General features: G+C 68.3%; 14 protein-coding genes. 9 read left to right on the top strand and 5 right to left on the bottom strand.

The features are described from left to right. Positions 1–77 precede the first annotated feature (77 nt). Positions 78–863, bottom strand: a complete 786-nt coding sequence (locus HCX50_RS03330; protein ID WP_167633015.1) for a UTRA domain-containing protein — start codon at positions 861–863, stop codon at positions 78–80. 187 nt (positions 864–1,050) lie between these two features. Here HCX50_RS03330 and HCX50_RS03325 point away from each other — a divergent pair, with 187 nt between their 5' ends. From HCX50_RS03325 to HCX50_RS03300, 6 genes are read left to right on the top strand one after another with little or no spacing between them, the layout of a single operon-like run. After that, positions 1,051–2,328 (top strand): ABC transporter substrate-binding protein, encoded by a 1,278-nt coding sequence (locus tag HCX50_RS03325; protein ID WP_167633014.1) that lies wholly within the window; start codon positions 1,051–1,053, stop codon positions 2,326–2,328. Further along, positions 2,325–3,251: a carbohydrate ABC transporter permease gene (locus HCX50_RS03320; RefSeq protein WP_237682318.1), complete on the top strand. Its 927-nt coding sequence runs from the start codon at positions 2,325–2,327 to the stop codon at positions 3,249–3,251. Before HCX50_RS03325 ends, HCX50_RS03320 begins: the two co-directional genes overlap by 4 nt. Next, positions 3,251–4,156 (top strand): carbohydrate ABC transporter permease, encoded by a 906-nt coding sequence (locus HCX50_RS03315; RefSeq protein WP_167633013.1) that lies wholly within the window; start codon positions 3,251–3,253, stop codon positions 4,154–4,156. The genes HCX50_RS03320 and HCX50_RS03315 overlap by 1 nt, the downstream gene beginning before the upstream one ends. Further along, positions 4,153–5,100 carry a BadF/BadG/BcrA/BcrD ATPase family protein gene (locus HCX50_RS03310; RefSeq protein ID WP_167633012.1) on the top strand — a complete coding sequence of 316 codons (948 nt, stop codon included), beginning with the start codon at positions 4,153–4,155 and terminating at the stop codon, positions 5,098–5,100. The genes HCX50_RS03315 and HCX50_RS03310 overlap by 4 nt, the downstream gene beginning before the upstream one ends. Continuing rightward, positions 5,094–6,359, top strand: coding sequence for a hypothetical protein (locus HCX50_RS03305; protein ID WP_167633011.1), 1,266 nt, complete (start codon positions 5,094–5,096; stop codon positions 6,357–6,359). Before HCX50_RS03310 ends, HCX50_RS03305 begins: the two co-directional genes overlap by 7 nt. A gap of 22 nt (positions 6,360–6,381) precedes the next feature. Next, positions 6,382–7,131 (top strand): sugar isomerase domain-containing protein, encoded by a 750-nt coding sequence (locus tag HCX50_RS03300; protein WP_205828762.1) that lies wholly within the window; start codon positions 6,382–6,384, stop codon positions 7,129–7,131. A 16-nt stretch (positions 7,132–7,147) separates the two neighbouring features. Here the strand turns inward: HCX50_RS03300 and HCX50_RS03295 are convergent, their stop codons facing one another. From HCX50_RS03295 to HCX50_RS03280, 4 genes are all read right to left on the bottom strand, one after another. Beyond that, entirely contained in the window at positions 7,148–8,482 is a 1,335-nt protein-coding gene (locus HCX50_RS03295; protein WP_167633009.1) for a threonine/serine ThrE exporter family protein, read from the bottom strand. Between the two features lies 1 nt (position 8,483). Next, positions 8,484–9,839: an anaerobic C4-dicarboxylate transporter family protein gene (locus HCX50_RS03290; RefSeq protein WP_167633008.1), complete on the bottom strand. Its 1,356-nt coding sequence runs from the start codon at positions 9,837–9,839 to the stop codon at positions 8,484–8,486. Continuing rightward, positions 9,836–10,576 (bottom strand): peptidase E, encoded by a 741-nt coding sequence (locus HCX50_RS03285; RefSeq protein ID WP_167633007.1) that lies wholly within the window; start codon positions 10,574–10,576, stop codon positions 9,836–9,838. Before HCX50_RS03285 ends, HCX50_RS03290 begins: the two co-directional genes overlap by 4 nt. A 104-nt stretch (positions 10,577–10,680) precedes the next feature. Continuing rightward, positions 10,681–11,418, bottom strand: a complete 738-nt coding sequence (locus HCX50_RS03280) for a GDSL-type esterase/lipase family protein (RefSeq protein WP_167633006.1) — start codon at positions 11,416–11,418, stop codon at positions 10,681–10,683. A 173-nt stretch (positions 11,419–11,591) separates the two neighbouring features. Between HCX50_RS03280 and wecB the strand changes: the two genes are divergently transcribed. Genes wecB through HCX50_RS03265 form a run of 3 tightly spaced genes read left to right on the top strand, consistent with a single transcriptional unit; the run spans position 11,592 to position 14,656 of the window. Then, positions 11,592–12,743: a non-hydrolyzing UDP-N-acetylglucosamine 2-epimerase gene (wecB, locus tag HCX50_RS03275; RefSeq protein WP_167633005.1), complete on the top strand. Its 1,152-nt coding sequence runs from the start codon at positions 11,592–11,594 to the stop codon at positions 12,741–12,743. 36 nt (positions 12,744–12,779) lie between these two features. After that, positions 12,780–14,126 carry a glycosyltransferase gene (locus HCX50_RS03270; protein WP_091027580.1) on the top strand — a complete coding sequence of 449 codons (1,347 nt, stop codon included), beginning with the start codon at positions 12,780–12,782 and terminating at the stop codon, positions 14,124–14,126. Continuing rightward, positions 14,126–14,656, top strand: a complete 531-nt coding sequence (locus HCX50_RS03265; protein WP_167633004.1) for a hypothetical protein — start codon at positions 14,126–14,128, stop codon at positions 14,654–14,656. Before HCX50_RS03270 ends, HCX50_RS03265 begins: the two co-directional genes overlap by 1 nt. Positions 14,657–14,804 lie beyond the last annotated feature (148 nt).

The raw sequence follows: 14,804 nt of genomic DNA, 5'->3' as shown, positions 1-14,804 counted from the left end.
GCCGCACGGATTGCGGCGCGTACGCCAGATACTGGTCTAGAGCAGTTTGGCTGTCAAGGGTGCTCTTCGATTCCGCGTCATCCGTCGGCGGCGCGCCCTACGTGCATCTCGATCACGTAGCGGTCCCCGCGATAGAGCGATCGACCGAACTCGACCGTCTTGCCCATGTTGTCGTGCGCCTTGCGCTCGATCGCGAAACAGGGCTCGCCGGCCTGGGTCTCCAGGCGCACCGCATCCTCAGGGGAGAGCCGGTCGATGGCCACGGTCTGCTCGGCGTTCTCCGGGCGCACGCCGTAGGAGCGATCGAGTACCTCGTAGAGGGAATCCGTCTCGGACATCTTCTCGATCAGATCGGGAAAACGCGAGGCTGGCAGGTTCGTCGTCTCGTATGCCATGGCCGTGCCGTCGGCGGTCCTGACGCGCTCGATGCGCACGACCGGGTCGCCTTCGGCGATGTCGAGCGCGGCCGCGACGGCCTCGGTAGCGGCTTCGAGGCGGGCGGAGAAGTCCCGCGCGCCGGGCTCCATCCCGCGGAATCGCATGTCCTCCGTGAAGGATCGGAAGATCTCCGAATGGGTCAGTCGCGGGTGCTGCACGAAGGCGCCGCGACCGGGCTCCCGGCGGACCAGGCCCGCCGATTCCAAGCTGTCGATCGCCCCGCGGACCGTCATCCTCGCGACCCCGAACTGCTCGGCGAGAACCCGCTCGGACGGCAGCAGGGTGTCTGGCCGGGAGGAGGCGGCGAAGGCCGCGAGCGCCTTGCGGATCTGCTCACCCTTGCCCGGTTCGCCGGTGAGGTCTCCCACCTGCACGGCCAGCAGGCCAATCTCCTCGCCGCCGTCGGAATGCTTCGACCGTGCCACCGTGGAAAGCTCCTTCTCATGCGCTTGCGCGCGTAGTGAGTCATCTTAGGCCGGTGGGGTGGGAGATTGGTCTATACCGGACCGTTGACAAACGGTATAGACCAGTATTACGGTGGCCCCACCTACACATGCACCGCCTCATCACTGACCGAATCCGATTCGGAACAGTCCCACCAAGAGGAGCACGATGTCGAAGTTCAGAAAGGCCACGCTGGCGGCAGGAGCACTGACCGTCAGCACACTCGTCCTCGCCGCATGCGCACCGAGCGCCGGTCCCGCCGGCGCGGAGGGCGACGACTCCACGATCACGGTATGGGGATGGAGGCAGGAGGACGCCAAGACGTACGACAAGATCTTCGCCGCCTTCGAGAAGGAGCACCCCGGCGTGACCGTCGAGTACGTGCCCTACCTCAACACCGAGTACGACACCATCCTCTCGACCGGGCTCAAGGATGCGAGCGGCCCGGATGTCGCCCAGCTGCGCTCCTACGGACTGCTGCAGCCGCTCGTGGAGTCCGGTGACCTGGTCGCCCTCGATGACGAGGTCTCCGAGCTCGCCGACTTCTCGCCGTCGGTCCTGGACGGCGCCCGCGGCGTCTCGGACGGCGCGGTTTACGGTGTTCCCTTCGCGATCCAGACGCTGCACGTCATCTACAACAAGGCTGTCTTCGACGAGCTCGGGCTCGAGGAGCCGACGACCTGGGACGAGATGATCAGCGCGTTCGACGAGATCAAGGCCTCGGGCGTCACCCCGCTCGCCAACACGGTGACCGACACCTGGATGCTGCCCATCGAGCAGGAGATCTTCGGCGCCGGCACCTATGGCGGCACCCCCTACCTCGAGAAGATGCTCGACGGCGAAGCATCTTTCACCGATACGCCGTGGGTGGACTCGGTCGATGCGTGGACCAGCACTCGCGACTACTGGGGGGACGCCTACCAGGGCACCAGCTATGAAGACGCACAGGCGCTCTTCGCCTCCGGCAAGGCCGCTGCATTCCCCGGAGGCATCTGGGAGCTGGCGAACTTCCGCAAAGCCAACCCCGACCTCGAACTCGGCATCTTCAACGCGCCGGCTCCCGACGGCTCGGGTGTGCCGGTGCCCGGATACGTCGATGGCTCCTTCGGCGTCTCGGACGCCAGCGACAACAAAGAGGCCGCGCTCGAGCTCGTGCAGTGGATGGCGACCGCCGACTTCGGCCAGGCGTTCACCGATGAACTCGCGCAGATCTCGCCCGTCCCCGGTGTGACGCCGTCCGATCCGCTGCTCGCGGAAGCGGTGGAGGCGTACGCCGCCGAACCGAGCCCGTACATCACCTATGCCTACTTCTCCGGTGGCACCCCCGGTGCCTGGGACCTCGCCTCCTCCTCGTTCTCGAGCCTGATTCTCGACGAGATCGATGCGGGCGGCGCGGCGGACAAGATCCAGCAGGGTGTCGATCAGTGGTTCAAGCCCCGCTCATGATGCGGACACGAGCGCGGGGCCGCTACTCGCCCGAGCATGTCTCGTTCGGGTGGATCGCGTTGTTCAGCGGCCCCGTGCTCGTGTTGTACACCGTGCTGGTGATCGTCCCGATCTTCACCGCGTTCGTCTACGGCCTCTTCACCTGGAAGGGCACCACGCCGGACGCCTTCGTCGGATTCGGGAACTACGTCGAGCTGTTCACCCGCTATCCGGTGAACGAGCAGCTCGGCTCCGCGCTCTGGCACAACGTGCTCTTCTTCATCGGCACGATGGCGGTGCAGAACACGATCGGGCTGGGGCTGGCGGTACTGCTGCATCGGACGAAGCGCGGCAAGCGGCTGTTCCAGACGCTGTACTCCACGCCCTATCTGCTCAGCCCGCTCATCGTCGGCTACCTGTGGGCGATGCTCCTCAGCCCCACGTTCGGGCCGATCAACGAGGCGCTCCGGGCCATCGGTCTCGACGCCTTCGCACTTCCGTGGCTCGGTCAGCCGAACACCGCGCTGCCCGTGCTCATCCTGATCAACGCCTGGCAGTGGATCGGCGGGCCGCTGCTGATCTTCGGAGCAGCGTTGGGCGGCATCCCGGCCGAACTCGAAGAGGCGGCCCAGTTGGACGGGGCCTCCCACTGGCGTCTCTTCTGGGCGGTGCGATTCCCGCTGATCATGCCGGCTGTCGGTGTCATCACGGTGCTCACCTTCATCGGATGCTTCAACATCTTCGATCTCGTCTACGCCCTCGGCGGCTCGAACGGCGGACCGTCCGGGTCGATGGACGTGCTCGGCCTCCTGTACTACCGACTCGCGTTCGACGGCGGGACCAACGCCATCGGAGACTCCTCGGCCATGGCCGTGCTCATGTTCATCCTCGTGTTCGGTGTGGCGATCGCCCTCGAACGACTCCTTCGGCGCCGGGAGGCCTGATGACTTCCACACTCGCACGCCCGCACACGCCGAAAGCCCCGCCCCCCGAGTCGGCAGCCTCCTCGTCGCCGCGCCGTCGCACTCGGGCCGGGCTCGGCACCCGCATCGGGGTGCAGGCGGTGCTGTGGATCTACGCGGCGATCGCGTTCGGACCAATCCTGCTCGTGCTCCTCGGATCGCTGCGACCCACCAACGAGATCCTGCAGAATCCCATCGCGCTGCCGACGAGCTTCGATCTGTCGAACTACGTGCGGGCATGGGAATCCGCGTCGCTGGGCACCTATTTCCTCAACTCCGTATTCATCACCATCTGCTCGGTCGCGCTGTGCGTGACCGTCTCGGTCGCTGCGGCCTTCGTCATCACGCGCCGGGTCTTCCGCGGACGGGCCTTCCTGGCCGCCTTCTTCATCGCCGGTCTGATGGTCCCCGCGAAACTGGGCCTGCTGCCGATTTATTACATGTTCCAGGCGGGCGGCCTCGTCGACACCCATCTCGGGCTCATCCTGCTCTACGCCGCCAGCGGCATCCCGTTCACGATGTTCGTACTGATGGGGTTCATGCGCGGGCTTCCGGTCGAGCTGGAAGAGGCGGCTCGTCTGGATGGAGCGAACGACGGGCGCATCTTCTGGTCGGTCATCCTGCCTTTGGTCAGACCCGCGCTGGCGGTCGTGACGATCTTCCAGTTCGCGCCGACCTGGAACGACTTCTTCTACCCGCTGGTGCTCCTGCGCGACACCGACAAGTACACGATCCCCGTCGGTCTCACCCAGTTCTTCGGGGAGTACTCCGCCGACCGCGGCACGCTGTTCGCCGGTCTGATCATCGCGCTGCTTCCGCTCGCTCTGGTCTTCGCGTTCGCCTCGAAGCAGATCATGTCAGGCCTGACCGCGGGAATCAGCAAGTGAGCGCGGTCGCCGCGATCGACGGCGGCAAGTCCGGCCTCCGGATGCGCATCGTCGGTCCGGCCGGCGCATCGGAGGGACGCGGATCGGGGTTCGTGTACTCGGGCGAGGGTGAAGACCATGCCTCGATCGTCGCCTCGGTGCAGGAAGCGCGGGCCGACGCCGATGCGGCGCAGACCCTCGACCATGTCGTCCTCGGCCTCACGGGTGTTCCCGGCGAGCCTGCGGAGCGTGCAGCCCTGGCCGCCGCCCTCGAGCGCGAACTCGCAGCGCCCGTGCTGCTGCTCGACGATGCCATCCTCGCGCACGCCGGCGCGATCGCCGGACCGGGGACCATCGTGTGCGCGGGGACGGGAAGCATCGTCCTCAGCATCGACGAGCATGGAGCGGCGAAGTCCGCCGACGGATGGGGTCCGACGCTGGGGGATCGCGGCAGTGCCTACGCGGTCGGTCTCGCCGGGCTGAGGGCGGCGGCGGCGGCGATCGACGGCGCCCACATCCGCACCACCCTCTCCGCGGAACTCCGCGGCAGGCTGGGGGGAGACGTCTCGATCGCCGCCCTGCAGCGGTTCTACCGGGACGGTTCGACCTCGACCCCGTCCGTGGCATCGTTCGCCGTCGACGTCGCGCGGGCGGCTGAGGCCGGCGATGCGGTGGCGGGCTCGATCCTGAACGGTGCGGCCGTCGATCTCGCCGAGACGATCGCGGCGACGGCGGCGCACGCTCCGGGGTTCCCGATCAGCTACTCGGGCCGGATGCTCGCCGCCAACACGTACCTCCGCGCGACGCTCGACCGTGAACTGCAGGCCAGGGGGCTCACTCTCTCGGATCCCCTGAGCGACGCGCTCGCCGGCGGGATCCACATCGCGCAGGAGCGGGCTCGCGGTGAACGCGCGGGTCTTTATGAGAAGGCGATCCGCGCCTGGGAAGAGGGGTCGCTGTGCTGATGATCGGACACGGGGAGGCCAGACTGAGCGTCGTCCTGGGCGAGCCTCTCGGAGGCTACATCGACCGGACGGAGGGCGTTCTCGGCTCGATCGAACCGCTCGAGGTGCACGCCATCAGCGTCGGCGGAGACTCCTCACGGCTGGTGCTCCTCATCGTCGACCTCATCTGCGTCAACACCGACCTCGTGGCGCGGATCCGTGCGGCCGCCGACGACCTCGGCGTCTCGCGGGTGTGGGTCTCCGCGACACATGCGCACTCCACTCCCGAGGCCGGATGCTACCCCGGTGGGGCGGCGACTCCGGAGGCGCTGGCCGAACGGGTCGTCGTGTCGGCACTCGTCGCGATCCGGAGCGCGATCGCCGCCGAGGAGCCGGGCCGGGTGCGAGCCGTGCGGAGCATCGCCTCCGGTGTCGGCGGGCGCCGCAACGTGCCACCGGACGAGACCCCTCAGGTGCCGATCGATGTCCTTCTCTTCGAGGCGAGCGGTCCCGCGGGCCAGGCGACTCGCCTGCGCGGGATGCTCGTGGTCTCGCCCGTGCATCCCACCGTCCTCCCTCCGGACAACAGACTCACGAGCGCTGATCTCACCGGCGGAATCCGGCGGGCGCTGGCATCCGAGGCCGAGTGGGTGGTCGCTGCGACCGGCGCTGCCGGCGACATCAGCACGCGGACGACGCGGCAGGCGCGGGACACGGCCGAGATCGACCGCATCGCGTCACGGGTCGCCGACGCCGTGCGCTCCACGCTCCGCGCGGGCGCCGACGACGAGCATCCAGAAGGGGACGCATCGCTGGCGGCCCCGCTGGCGGTGACGCTCGACCTCCCGGCGAGACCCCCGCTGCCCGACACGGCCGACCACGCCGCGGAAGCACCGCAGGACCCGTTCTCGGCGCGCCGGCAAGCCGTGCTCGAGCAGGGCATCGCGCTCGCCGAGGAGAGCCGGACCAGGTTGTCGACCACTCAGCACAGCGTCACGATCGAGATCGGCGTCATCGATGCCGTGCGCCTGGTCGCGGTCCCCGCCGAGCTGTATCTCGGGCTGGCCGAGCAGATCCGCGCGGGGTACCCGGCGCACCCGACCGTCGTTCTCGGGTACACGAACGGCTACCTCGGCTACGTTCCGGATCGCGAAGCTCCGCTGAGCTATGAGACCGTCGTCAGCCCGGTGGCCGCGGGAAGCGGCGAGGCGATCGTCGAGGCCGCCCTCGGTCTGCTCGCCGAGGCCGATGCCGATGCGAACACCACCGTCGCCACATGAACGCTCTCCTGAAAGGGGCATGATGACCGAACTCGCCTATCCCAGGATGGCGCTCGACCACATCGGTCGGGTACTGGAGACGCAGCAGGAGGCGATCGCGCAGGCGACCGTTCTGCTCACCGACGCCATCGGCCGCGGTGGCATCGTCCAGGCGTTCGGAACGGGGCACTCCCGCGCCGTCACGCTCGAGCTCGCCGGTCGCGCCGGGGGTCTGGCCGCCGTGGGGATGATGGCGGTCAAGGACCTCGTGCTGTTCGGCGACGTCGCGGCCGCCGACATCCTCGATCCCAAGTACGAACGCACCCCCGGTCTCGCGGCACGGATCTACGAGCTGGCGGCACCGCAGCCCGAGGACGCGTTCGTCATCGTGTCGAACTCGGGCATCAACGCCGCGATCGTCGAGATGGCGGCACTCGCGCGCTCGAACGGGCATCCGATCGTGGCGATCACCTCCCGCATCCACAACGCCAGCGTCGCCACGAGGGACGACTCGGGTCGCAACCTCGCCGATCAGGCGGATGTCGTCATCGACAACTGCGCTCCTGCGGGCGATGCCACGATCGATCTCGGCGACGGAGTGCGCATCGGTGCGGTGTCGAACCTCACCGGCATCCTCATCGCGCAGATGCTGGCCGAAGGGATCACCCGCGAGCTGAAGCGGAGTACCGGTGCCGCACCGGTCTTCATCTCGGCAAACCTGCCCGAGGGGGACGCGCACAACGCTGCGCTGTACACCGCCTACGGTTCCCGGGTGCGGCCGATCGAGCCCTGACGGAGAGGGTTTTCGGTCAGCGGGGCTCCGCTCGGGAGGAACGCCGCAACGGGGCAGTGACCCGCGACCAGAAGCTCGGCTCCCTCTCCGCTTCCGGAGCAGCGGGCAGCGCCACGGCGAACTGCACGAACTCCTCGGCCCCGTGATGAACGACGCGGTACAGCGCGGTGCCGATCAGCACGCCGAGGGCGATCGACATGATCGAGGTGAGTGCCGCCGTGAAGTCCGCGAGCCCGTTGTCGGTCGCGAACGCCTCGGTGAGGCCCACGAGCCCTGCAGCCCCCGGCACGAGCAGCCAGAACGCCGGCAGGAAGGTGAGCTGCGACGGAGCCCCGTGGCGCAGCCCGGCGATCCAGAACACCACGGGGGTGACGGCGACGGCTCCCACGAAGCCGCCGATCGTGGGGTCGATGAACTCGGTCCCCGCCCACTGCCCGACATACGCGACCACGAGTGCCAGGAGCACCCAGCCGAAGGTCGAGGCGGGCGCGGAGAAGTGCAGATAGTTGCCGATGGCGAACACGAGGACGCCGAGGAAGCCGACCCACCACGGAAGGAAAGCGGATGCGGGGAGCGGCTCGTATGACCGGGACTCCACCCCGACGACCGCGCCGGCGGCGAGGATGCCGAAGGCCAGGAGCGCGAGCTGCACGAACCCGTAGACGAGACGAGCGGCCCCCGAGATCATCTGCCCCGCGGCGAGTTCGACGGTCGCCGTGGTGAGCACGCCTCCGGGCAGGAAGGTCACCAGCGGCGCGATCAGCAGACGGATGGGGTCGCCGATCTCGATCACCTCGGCGAGGAGGAAGACCGCGCCCGCGCACACGAACGCCGCCGCGATCGGCAGGATCAGTTGCAACGTCGGCGACCGCACGAGCTTGAGCAGTCCGATCCCGAAGCCGAGGATGAACGCGACGATCACGCCTTGCCAGGTCGGGGCCAACAGCAGCGCCAGACCGGCGGTGAGTACTCCGTGTCCGAGCGTGCGGGTGAACCAGCCGAGTCGCGGCCGCATCGCCCCGATCTCGTTCAGCCGGCGGATGCCGTCGAGCGGCGGGACGTCGCCGGTCCGTGCCTCGCCGATCAGGTCGTACAGCGCGGCGATCTGATCGAACCGGAACGAGGCGTTGGTCGCCGAGCGGATGGCGACCCGGGACTCATCCGACTCCCCGGTCTCGACGAGGATGATCGTCGGCAGCACGACGAAATCCGTGTCGTCGCCACCGTAGGCCCGGGCGACGGCGGTGAGCGTGTCGCGGATGCGGTCGACGGACTCCGCCGACGCGTTCATCCCCTGCGCGAGCCCGAGCAGGAACTGGCGAAGCGCCGAACGGTCGACGGTGTCGATCATGTCAGCTGATCAGGAACGACAGGCCCACCCCGACGACGATGGCGACGCCCACGTAGATGAGGTTCGGCAGCTGGAACGAGTGGTCGAAGACGTACTTGCCCATCTTCGTCGTGCCGGTCTGGTCGAAGGCGACGGTGGCGACCTGGCTGCCGTTGGCGGGCAGGGTGTAGATGCCCATGGTCGACGGCCAAAGTCCCACCAGCAGCGGCGCCGGCAGCCCGATCGTGATGCCGATCGGGACGATCGCGTTGGTTGCACTCGACTGGCTGGTGGTGAGCATCGCGACCGCGAACAGCGCCATCGCGAACAGCAGCGCCCCGAGGAATGCCGACGATCCGGAGACGACGGATCCGAGCCCGTCGACGATGAGCGTCTGGTTCGCCGCGACGAAGGTGTTGGCGAGCCACGCGATACCGAAGAGGGCGATCGCACCGACGATACCGGCGGGGAACGTGGGCTGCTTCGGGACGTCGGCGGCCTTGACCTTGCAGAACACGAAGATCAGGGCGGCGATGATGCCCATCGTGACCTCGATGATGACCGTGACGCTGAGGCGCACCGGGTCGCCGGCGTCGTCGGTGCCGATCACGGGGCGCAGTCCTTCGAACAGGCCGAAGAACACGATCACCCCGACGCCGATGAGAAAGAGCGTGGCCGAGAGCACGGCGGTCTTCGGCAGCTTGTTCTCGTGCGCGTCGGTCTGCGGCGGCTTGATCTGCCCCTCCTTCAGACGGCGCTGGAACTCCGGGTCGTCCTCCAGGTCCTTGCCGTGCCGCATCATGACGAGCGCCGCGACGAAGAGTCCGGCGATCGATGCCGGCCACATGATCAGCAGCAGCTGGCCGAGGTCGACGCCCTGCGGCGCGAGCAGCACGACCATCGAGGCGGTCGCGGCCGAGACGGGCGAGCAGAGGATGCCGACCTGCGAGGCGACGGCCGAGACCGACAGGGCGCGCTCGGGGCGGATCTTCTGCTGGTACGAGACGTCGTAGATCACGGGCAGCAGCGGGTAGAAGATGTTTCCCGTACCCGCACCGACCGTGAAGAGGAACGACATGGCTGGGGCCAGGAACACGACGGATTTCGGCTTGCGTCTGATCACCTTCGCCGCGACCGAGACCATCCAGTCGATGCCGCCGGCCGCCTGCATGGTCGACGCCGCGGTGATGACCGTGATGACGATGAAGACCGCGTCGACCGGGGCGTTGCCCGGCGCCTCGCCGAACACGAAGATGAGCACGGCCACGCCGACCAGGCCCCAGACGCCGAGGCCGATCCCGCTCGTGCGGGTGCCCATGTAGATCGCGCCGATGACGACGATCAGCTGCGCGATGAGGATCCACACGTTGTCGTTCATGACGACGGCCCCTTCACGATCGGGGCGTTCCCGGTGAGTACCTTCGTCGACAGCTGCGTCTCGACGATCTTGCCGTCGATCGCCTCGACCCGGAGCGCCAGGGCGTCTTCGACGGGGCTGATCGCGGTGACGAACTCGGAGTTCTCGAAGTGCAGCGACTGCAGGTTGCCCACCGCGTATCCGGTCGAGAGCTCGCCGCTCAGCAGCGAGGCGTGGAAGAGCGGACGCCGCTGATCCTCGGCGTCGTAGTGCGGGCAGAAGCTGCCGTGCAGGAAACCGAGCCCCTCGGGCAGCACCTGCAGGGTCGGGCCGTAGCTGTCGGTCGTGCCGCCCTCGAACCAGCAGATGCCGCCGGCGCTGCCTCCGGTGAACACGACGTTCGAGTCGGGGTCCTCCCACATCTCGCGCATGATCTCGTCGAGACCCTGCCGCTTCCACACGTCGAGCATGTTCGCGGTGTTGCCGCCGCCGACGTGGATCACGTCGAAGCCCTTCACGAAGCCCGCGAGGTCGTCCACCGCCCGATGGAACAGCGGCAGATGGTGCGGCGCGCACCGGTCCGAGTCGTACGTGGAATAGAAGCTCAGGATGTACGCGGCGTCATCGCCGGTCGCCGTCCCGACGAAGAGGACCCGGGGTCGCTCCTTGCCGGTCAGCTCGAGGATGTAGTCGTGCGTCGGATCGTTCCGACGCTCCATCATGGCCTTGCCGGCCCCGGTTGCGACGACGTGCGACATGCCCCACCTCACTGTCGAGTGCGAATGCGCTCAACATAGTGGTGCGCCGAGGGCAGCGTCCAGAGTGCTTTCACCCCGGAAGGGCGACCCGTCGGCCGGGCTGTTCAGCCGTTGACGCGCGCGGTGGCGACGAGGCCTTCGAGGAGGGCGTGCGTGCGCGCCCGAGGCCCGTCGGGGCGCAGGCCGAGCACGTTCGCGAGCTCGAGGGCCAGGGCGGCGTGGCCGGTGGCGCTCGGGTGGAACGGGTCGTTCATGAGTCCCCAGGGGACTCCGCCGGCGCCGAGCTCGGCGAAGCGCGCGAACTGGTCGACGAGGATCACGTCTTCGCTCGCGGCGACCTCGCGCACGGCCTGGGCGAACTCGCCGATCCGCGCGCGCTCCGGGGCATTGCGGGTGTCGATCGCCGGCGGGGTCTGCAGCACGGGGATCGCCCCGAGCGCGCGCACCCGCGCCACGAAGTCCCGCAGCGATGCGGCGTAGTCCGCCGCCGAGATCACCTCGCGGGGGCCGCCGTCCGAGGCGTCGTTGGTGCCGATCATGAGGGTGACCACATCCGGCCGCCAGGACGCGACGCGGCGGTCCCAGTCATCGAGCAGGTCGACGATGCGGTTGCCGCTGATCGCCGTGTTCAGCACGATGTCGCGCACGCGCTCCAGCTCGCCGCGGATCAGCTCGTGCAGGTGCTCCGGATAGCTGCGCCCGCCCTGTGTGTGCACCAGGCCGTGCGTGATCGAGTCGCCCGTGATGATCCAGTTCAGCGGAGCCGGATCGGCCAGTGCGGCGGCGAGGCGACCGAGGTCGGAGGCGGCGGATGTGGGGGCGGAGGATGCGGCGTTCGACACGGCTCGAGCCTATCGGCGCAGCAGCTCCCGTCGACGAATGCCGGAACGTCGATATACGTGCCCGGATCCACGCGCTCGGCGGACGCGGCGACACGTACTGTCGGTCCGGACCCACCGGAAATCACTCATCACGTCGGCCACGGGAAGCCTCCCGGGGGCCGATCGAGGTACCCATGAACAAGTGCTCGACACCGACCGCACCCGCCCACCTGCCGAAGTCCTCGGTGATGATCGTGTTCGGAACCCGTCCCGAGATCGTCAAGCTCGCCCCGCTGGTCCGCAGCCTCGGCGATGCCGCTTACGTCGTCCACACCGGTCAGCACTACGACCGTGACATGTCGGCCGTGTTCCTGAAATCGTGCGGAATCACGCGGGTGCACCGCCAGCTTCGTGTGGGCGGGCTCCCGCGGGCCGCGCAGATCGGCCGCGGGGCCGAGCAGATCGCGCAGGCGATCGACGAGGTCGAGCCGAGCTACGTCGTCGTGCAGGGAGACACGAATGCCACGATCGCGGCCGCGCTCGCCGCGAACGCCTCGGGTGTGCGGCTCGGGCACGTCGAAGCGGGGCTGCGCGCCAACGATCGCCGGATGCCCGAAGAGCACAACCGGATCATGGTCGACCACATCGCCGACGACCTGTTCGCGGCGACCCAGGCGAACCGCGCCAACCTGCTCGCGGAGGGCATCGACGAGGAGCGCATCCATGTGACCGGGAATCCCGTGGTCGAAGCCGTCCGCACGCAGCGCGCCGCCGCCGGCTCCGACGTCGACGAGCTGGAGCGTATCGATGTCGAGCCTGCGGAATACGTGCTCGCGACCCTGCACCGGCAGGAGAACGTCGATTCTGCGGACAACCTCTTCGCGACGCTGCACGCACTCAACGACATCGCCGCATCGGGGTGGCCGGTCGTCTTCCCCGTGCACCCTCGGACGCGGGCGATGCTGAGGGCACTCGACGCGGAGCACCTGCTCGACGCGCTGATCGCCGAAGAGCCGTACACCTACGAGCGATTCCTCGCGCTCGCTTCGCACGCCGCCGTGCTGGTCTCCGATTCCGGCGGCATCCAGGAGGAGGCGACGGTGCTCGGGCGCCCGGTCCTCGTGGTCCGGGACTCGACCGAACGTCCCGAGGCGCTCGGTTCCTTCACCCGTCTGGTCACCCCGCAGACCCTCGCGACAGAGACCTCCGCCCTGCTCTCGACGGTGACCCGCACTCTCGCCGACCTCGATGCCCTGCCGTCGCCGTTCGGCGACGGCCATGCCACCGAGCGCATCGCCGAGCACATCCGATCCGCCGTCGCCGCCGCCCGCGACGAGAGCGCATGATGCGTCCTCGGCTGTCCGCCGCTGTTCGAGGTCGCGATGCTCGTCGCCGCTAGCGCCATATCGTTCATCGTCACGCTGACGTTCCTCGTCTACGTCTTCATGATCATCGTTCCCTTCGTGCGCCGCACGCCGGACCCCGATGGCCGCGTGGATGCCTTCGCATGGCACATCTTCGTGCCGTGCCGGGATGAGGAGGTCGTCATCTCGCGAACCATCCGGATGCTCCGCTCCACGGTGCCGGAGGCACACGTCTGGGTGATCGACGACGACAGCGACGACCGCACCGCGTCGATCGTCCAGTCGGCCGCCGAGGCGGACGCCTTCGTGCATCTCGTCCAGCGCCGGCGCCCCGAGGCGAGGACCGGCAAAGGGGATGCGCTCAATGCCGCGTACTTCGAACTGAACGCGTTCCTTCCCGCCGACACCGACCGTTCGCGCGTCGTCGTGTGCGTCGTCGATGCCGATGGCGAGGTGGCCGAGAACATCCTCCGCAAGGCCGCCTCACCCCACGCGTTCGGAGATCCCGAAGTCGGGGCGGCGCAGGTCACGGTCTACATGAAGAACCGCGATGACCGGCAACCCGTCCCGGGAGCGGGATGGGCCCGGAACACGTTCGGGCGATTCCTCATCCGGATGCAGGACCTCGAGTTCCGCGGGCCGATCGCCGCGATCCAGTCCCTCCGCGGATGGACCGAGACCGTGGGCCTCGGCGGCAACGGCCAGTTCACGCGCCTCTCGGTTCTGGATGACATCGCCGCGAGGTCCGACAGGCCGTGGCACGGTTCGCTTCTGGAGGACTACGAGCTGGGCATCCACGTGCTGCTGGCCGGGCATAAGAACCGACACCTGCACGACACCTACGTCGCCCAGGAGGCGCTGCACGATTTCCGACGGTTCACGGTCCAACGCACGCGCTGGGCGCAGGGGAACATGCAGTGCATCCGCTACATCCCCGAGATCGTCCGATCGCCGATGCTCACGAACGCCGGCATTCTCGAGATCTGCTACTACCTGCTCCTGCCGGTCTTCCAGGTGGTGGCCAGCCTCGCCGCTGTGACCCTGGTCGTCGGAGCGATCGTGGGGGTGGCCTCCGGGGCATTCGCCCTCCCCTGGAGCCTCCTGCCCGTCCTCGCCATCCTCTTCCTTCTCTTCGGCATCGGCCCCTTCTTCATCTGGGGGCCGCTCTACCGTCGGTACAGCGAGCCCGATGCCGGATTCTGGACGGGCATCCTCTGGGGATTCGGGATGTGGGTGTACGACTACTACGTCTATCTGACGGGTGCCCGCGCGCTCTACCGGATCGTCCGAGGGCGGAACGGGTGGGCGAAGACCCGCCGCAACGGGGAGATCGATGTGGCCGGTCCGATCGCGAAGGACGCCTGATGCAGCCCACGGCTTCCCCGCCTCTCACCGTTCGCGTCAGGACTGCTCGCCGCTCTTCGCTCTCGATGAAGGTGCGGCTGTTCGCGGGGGTGGGGTTGATCGCCACCGCTGTCGTGCTCGTCTTCCTGGCGCCGCAGGTCGTCTTTCTGGAAACGGAAGTCGCTCGCCTCTGGCTGCCCACGATCACCCCTGGCGCATTCACCGCGGCGGTCGAGTCCCCGGTGGCTTTCCTCGCTGCGCCGCTGTGGGGGCTGGGGGGTGTGATCCTGGCTGCGACACGCGTCAGCGGGCTGCGGGTGTGCATGTCGGTGGTCCTCTCCACGGTGCTGATCCTGGTGACGAATCAGGTGCGGCTCGGCGCCATCGGGTGGGGAGCGGTGACGGCGGGATCCTCTGAGGGTTACGAGGTCGCCCTGCGTCTGGGCGGGTCCGTGCTGAGCATCGTCGGGTTCAGCGCCGCCTACCTGGTCTTCGTGATCGTGATCGCCGACCTGCCCCTGTTCGGCCGGAGGCGGACGCCGACCGGCTGATCCTCGTCGGATACGCTGGGCGGGTGAGCCCTGAGTCGGATAGACGCTAGATCGCGGGTGTGAGCACACGTCGTGTGCTCCCCGCATCCTCGTCGACCTCACTCACCCGCCGCTCGGTGCGTTTTCGCAGCGCCCGCGGCTCTGCGCG

The sequence above is a fragment of the Microbacterium sp. B19(2022) genome, from assembly GCF_012030385.1.
Lineage (GTDB): Bacteria > Actinomycetota > Actinomycetes > Actinomycetales > Microbacteriaceae > Microbacterium > Microbacterium oxydans_B.
This window is presented reverse-complemented; position numbering and strand designations above follow the sequence as displayed.

Excerpts from the sequence above, each read along its gene's own strand:
- HCX50_RS03325 (WP_167633014.1), top strand. The coding sequence starts at position 1,051 with ATGTCGAAGTTCAGAAAGGCCACGCTGGCGGCAGGAGCACTGACCGTC.
- HCX50_RS03320 (WP_237682318.1), top strand. The coding sequence starts at position 2,325 with ATGATGCGGACACGAGCGCGGGGCCGCTACTCGCCCGAGCATGTCTCG.
- HCX50_RS03315 (WP_167633013.1), top strand. The coding sequence starts at position 3,251 with ATGACTTCCACACTCGCACGCCCGCACACGCCGAAAGCCCCGCCCCCC.
- HCX50_RS03300 (WP_205828762.1), top strand. The coding sequence starts at position 6,382 with ATGACCGAACTCGCCTATCCCAGGATGGCGCTCGACCACATCGGTCGG.
- HCX50_RS03295 (WP_167633009.1), bottom strand. The coding sequence starts at position 8,482 with ATGATCGACACCGTCGACCGTTCGGCGCTTCGCCAGTTCCTGCTCGGG.
- HCX50_RS03290 (WP_167633008.1), bottom strand. The coding sequence starts at position 9,839 with ATGAACGACAACGTGTGGATCCTCATCGCGCAGCTGATCGTCGTCATC.
- HCX50_RS03285 (WP_167633007.1), bottom strand. The coding sequence starts at position 10,576 with ATGTCGCACGTCGTCGCAACCGGGGCCGGCAAGGCCATGATGGAGCGT.
- wecB (WP_167633005.1), top strand. The coding sequence starts at position 11,592 with ATGAACAAGTGCTCGACACCGACCGCACCCGCCCACCTGCCGAAGTCC.
- HCX50_RS03270 (WP_091027580.1), top strand. The coding sequence starts at position 12,780 with ATGCTCGTCGCCGCTAGCGCCATATCGTTCATCGTCACGCTGACGTTC.
- HCX50_RS03265 (WP_167633004.1), top strand. The coding sequence starts at position 14,126 with ATGCAGCCCACGGCTTCCCCGCCTCTCACCGTTCGCGTCAGGACTGCT.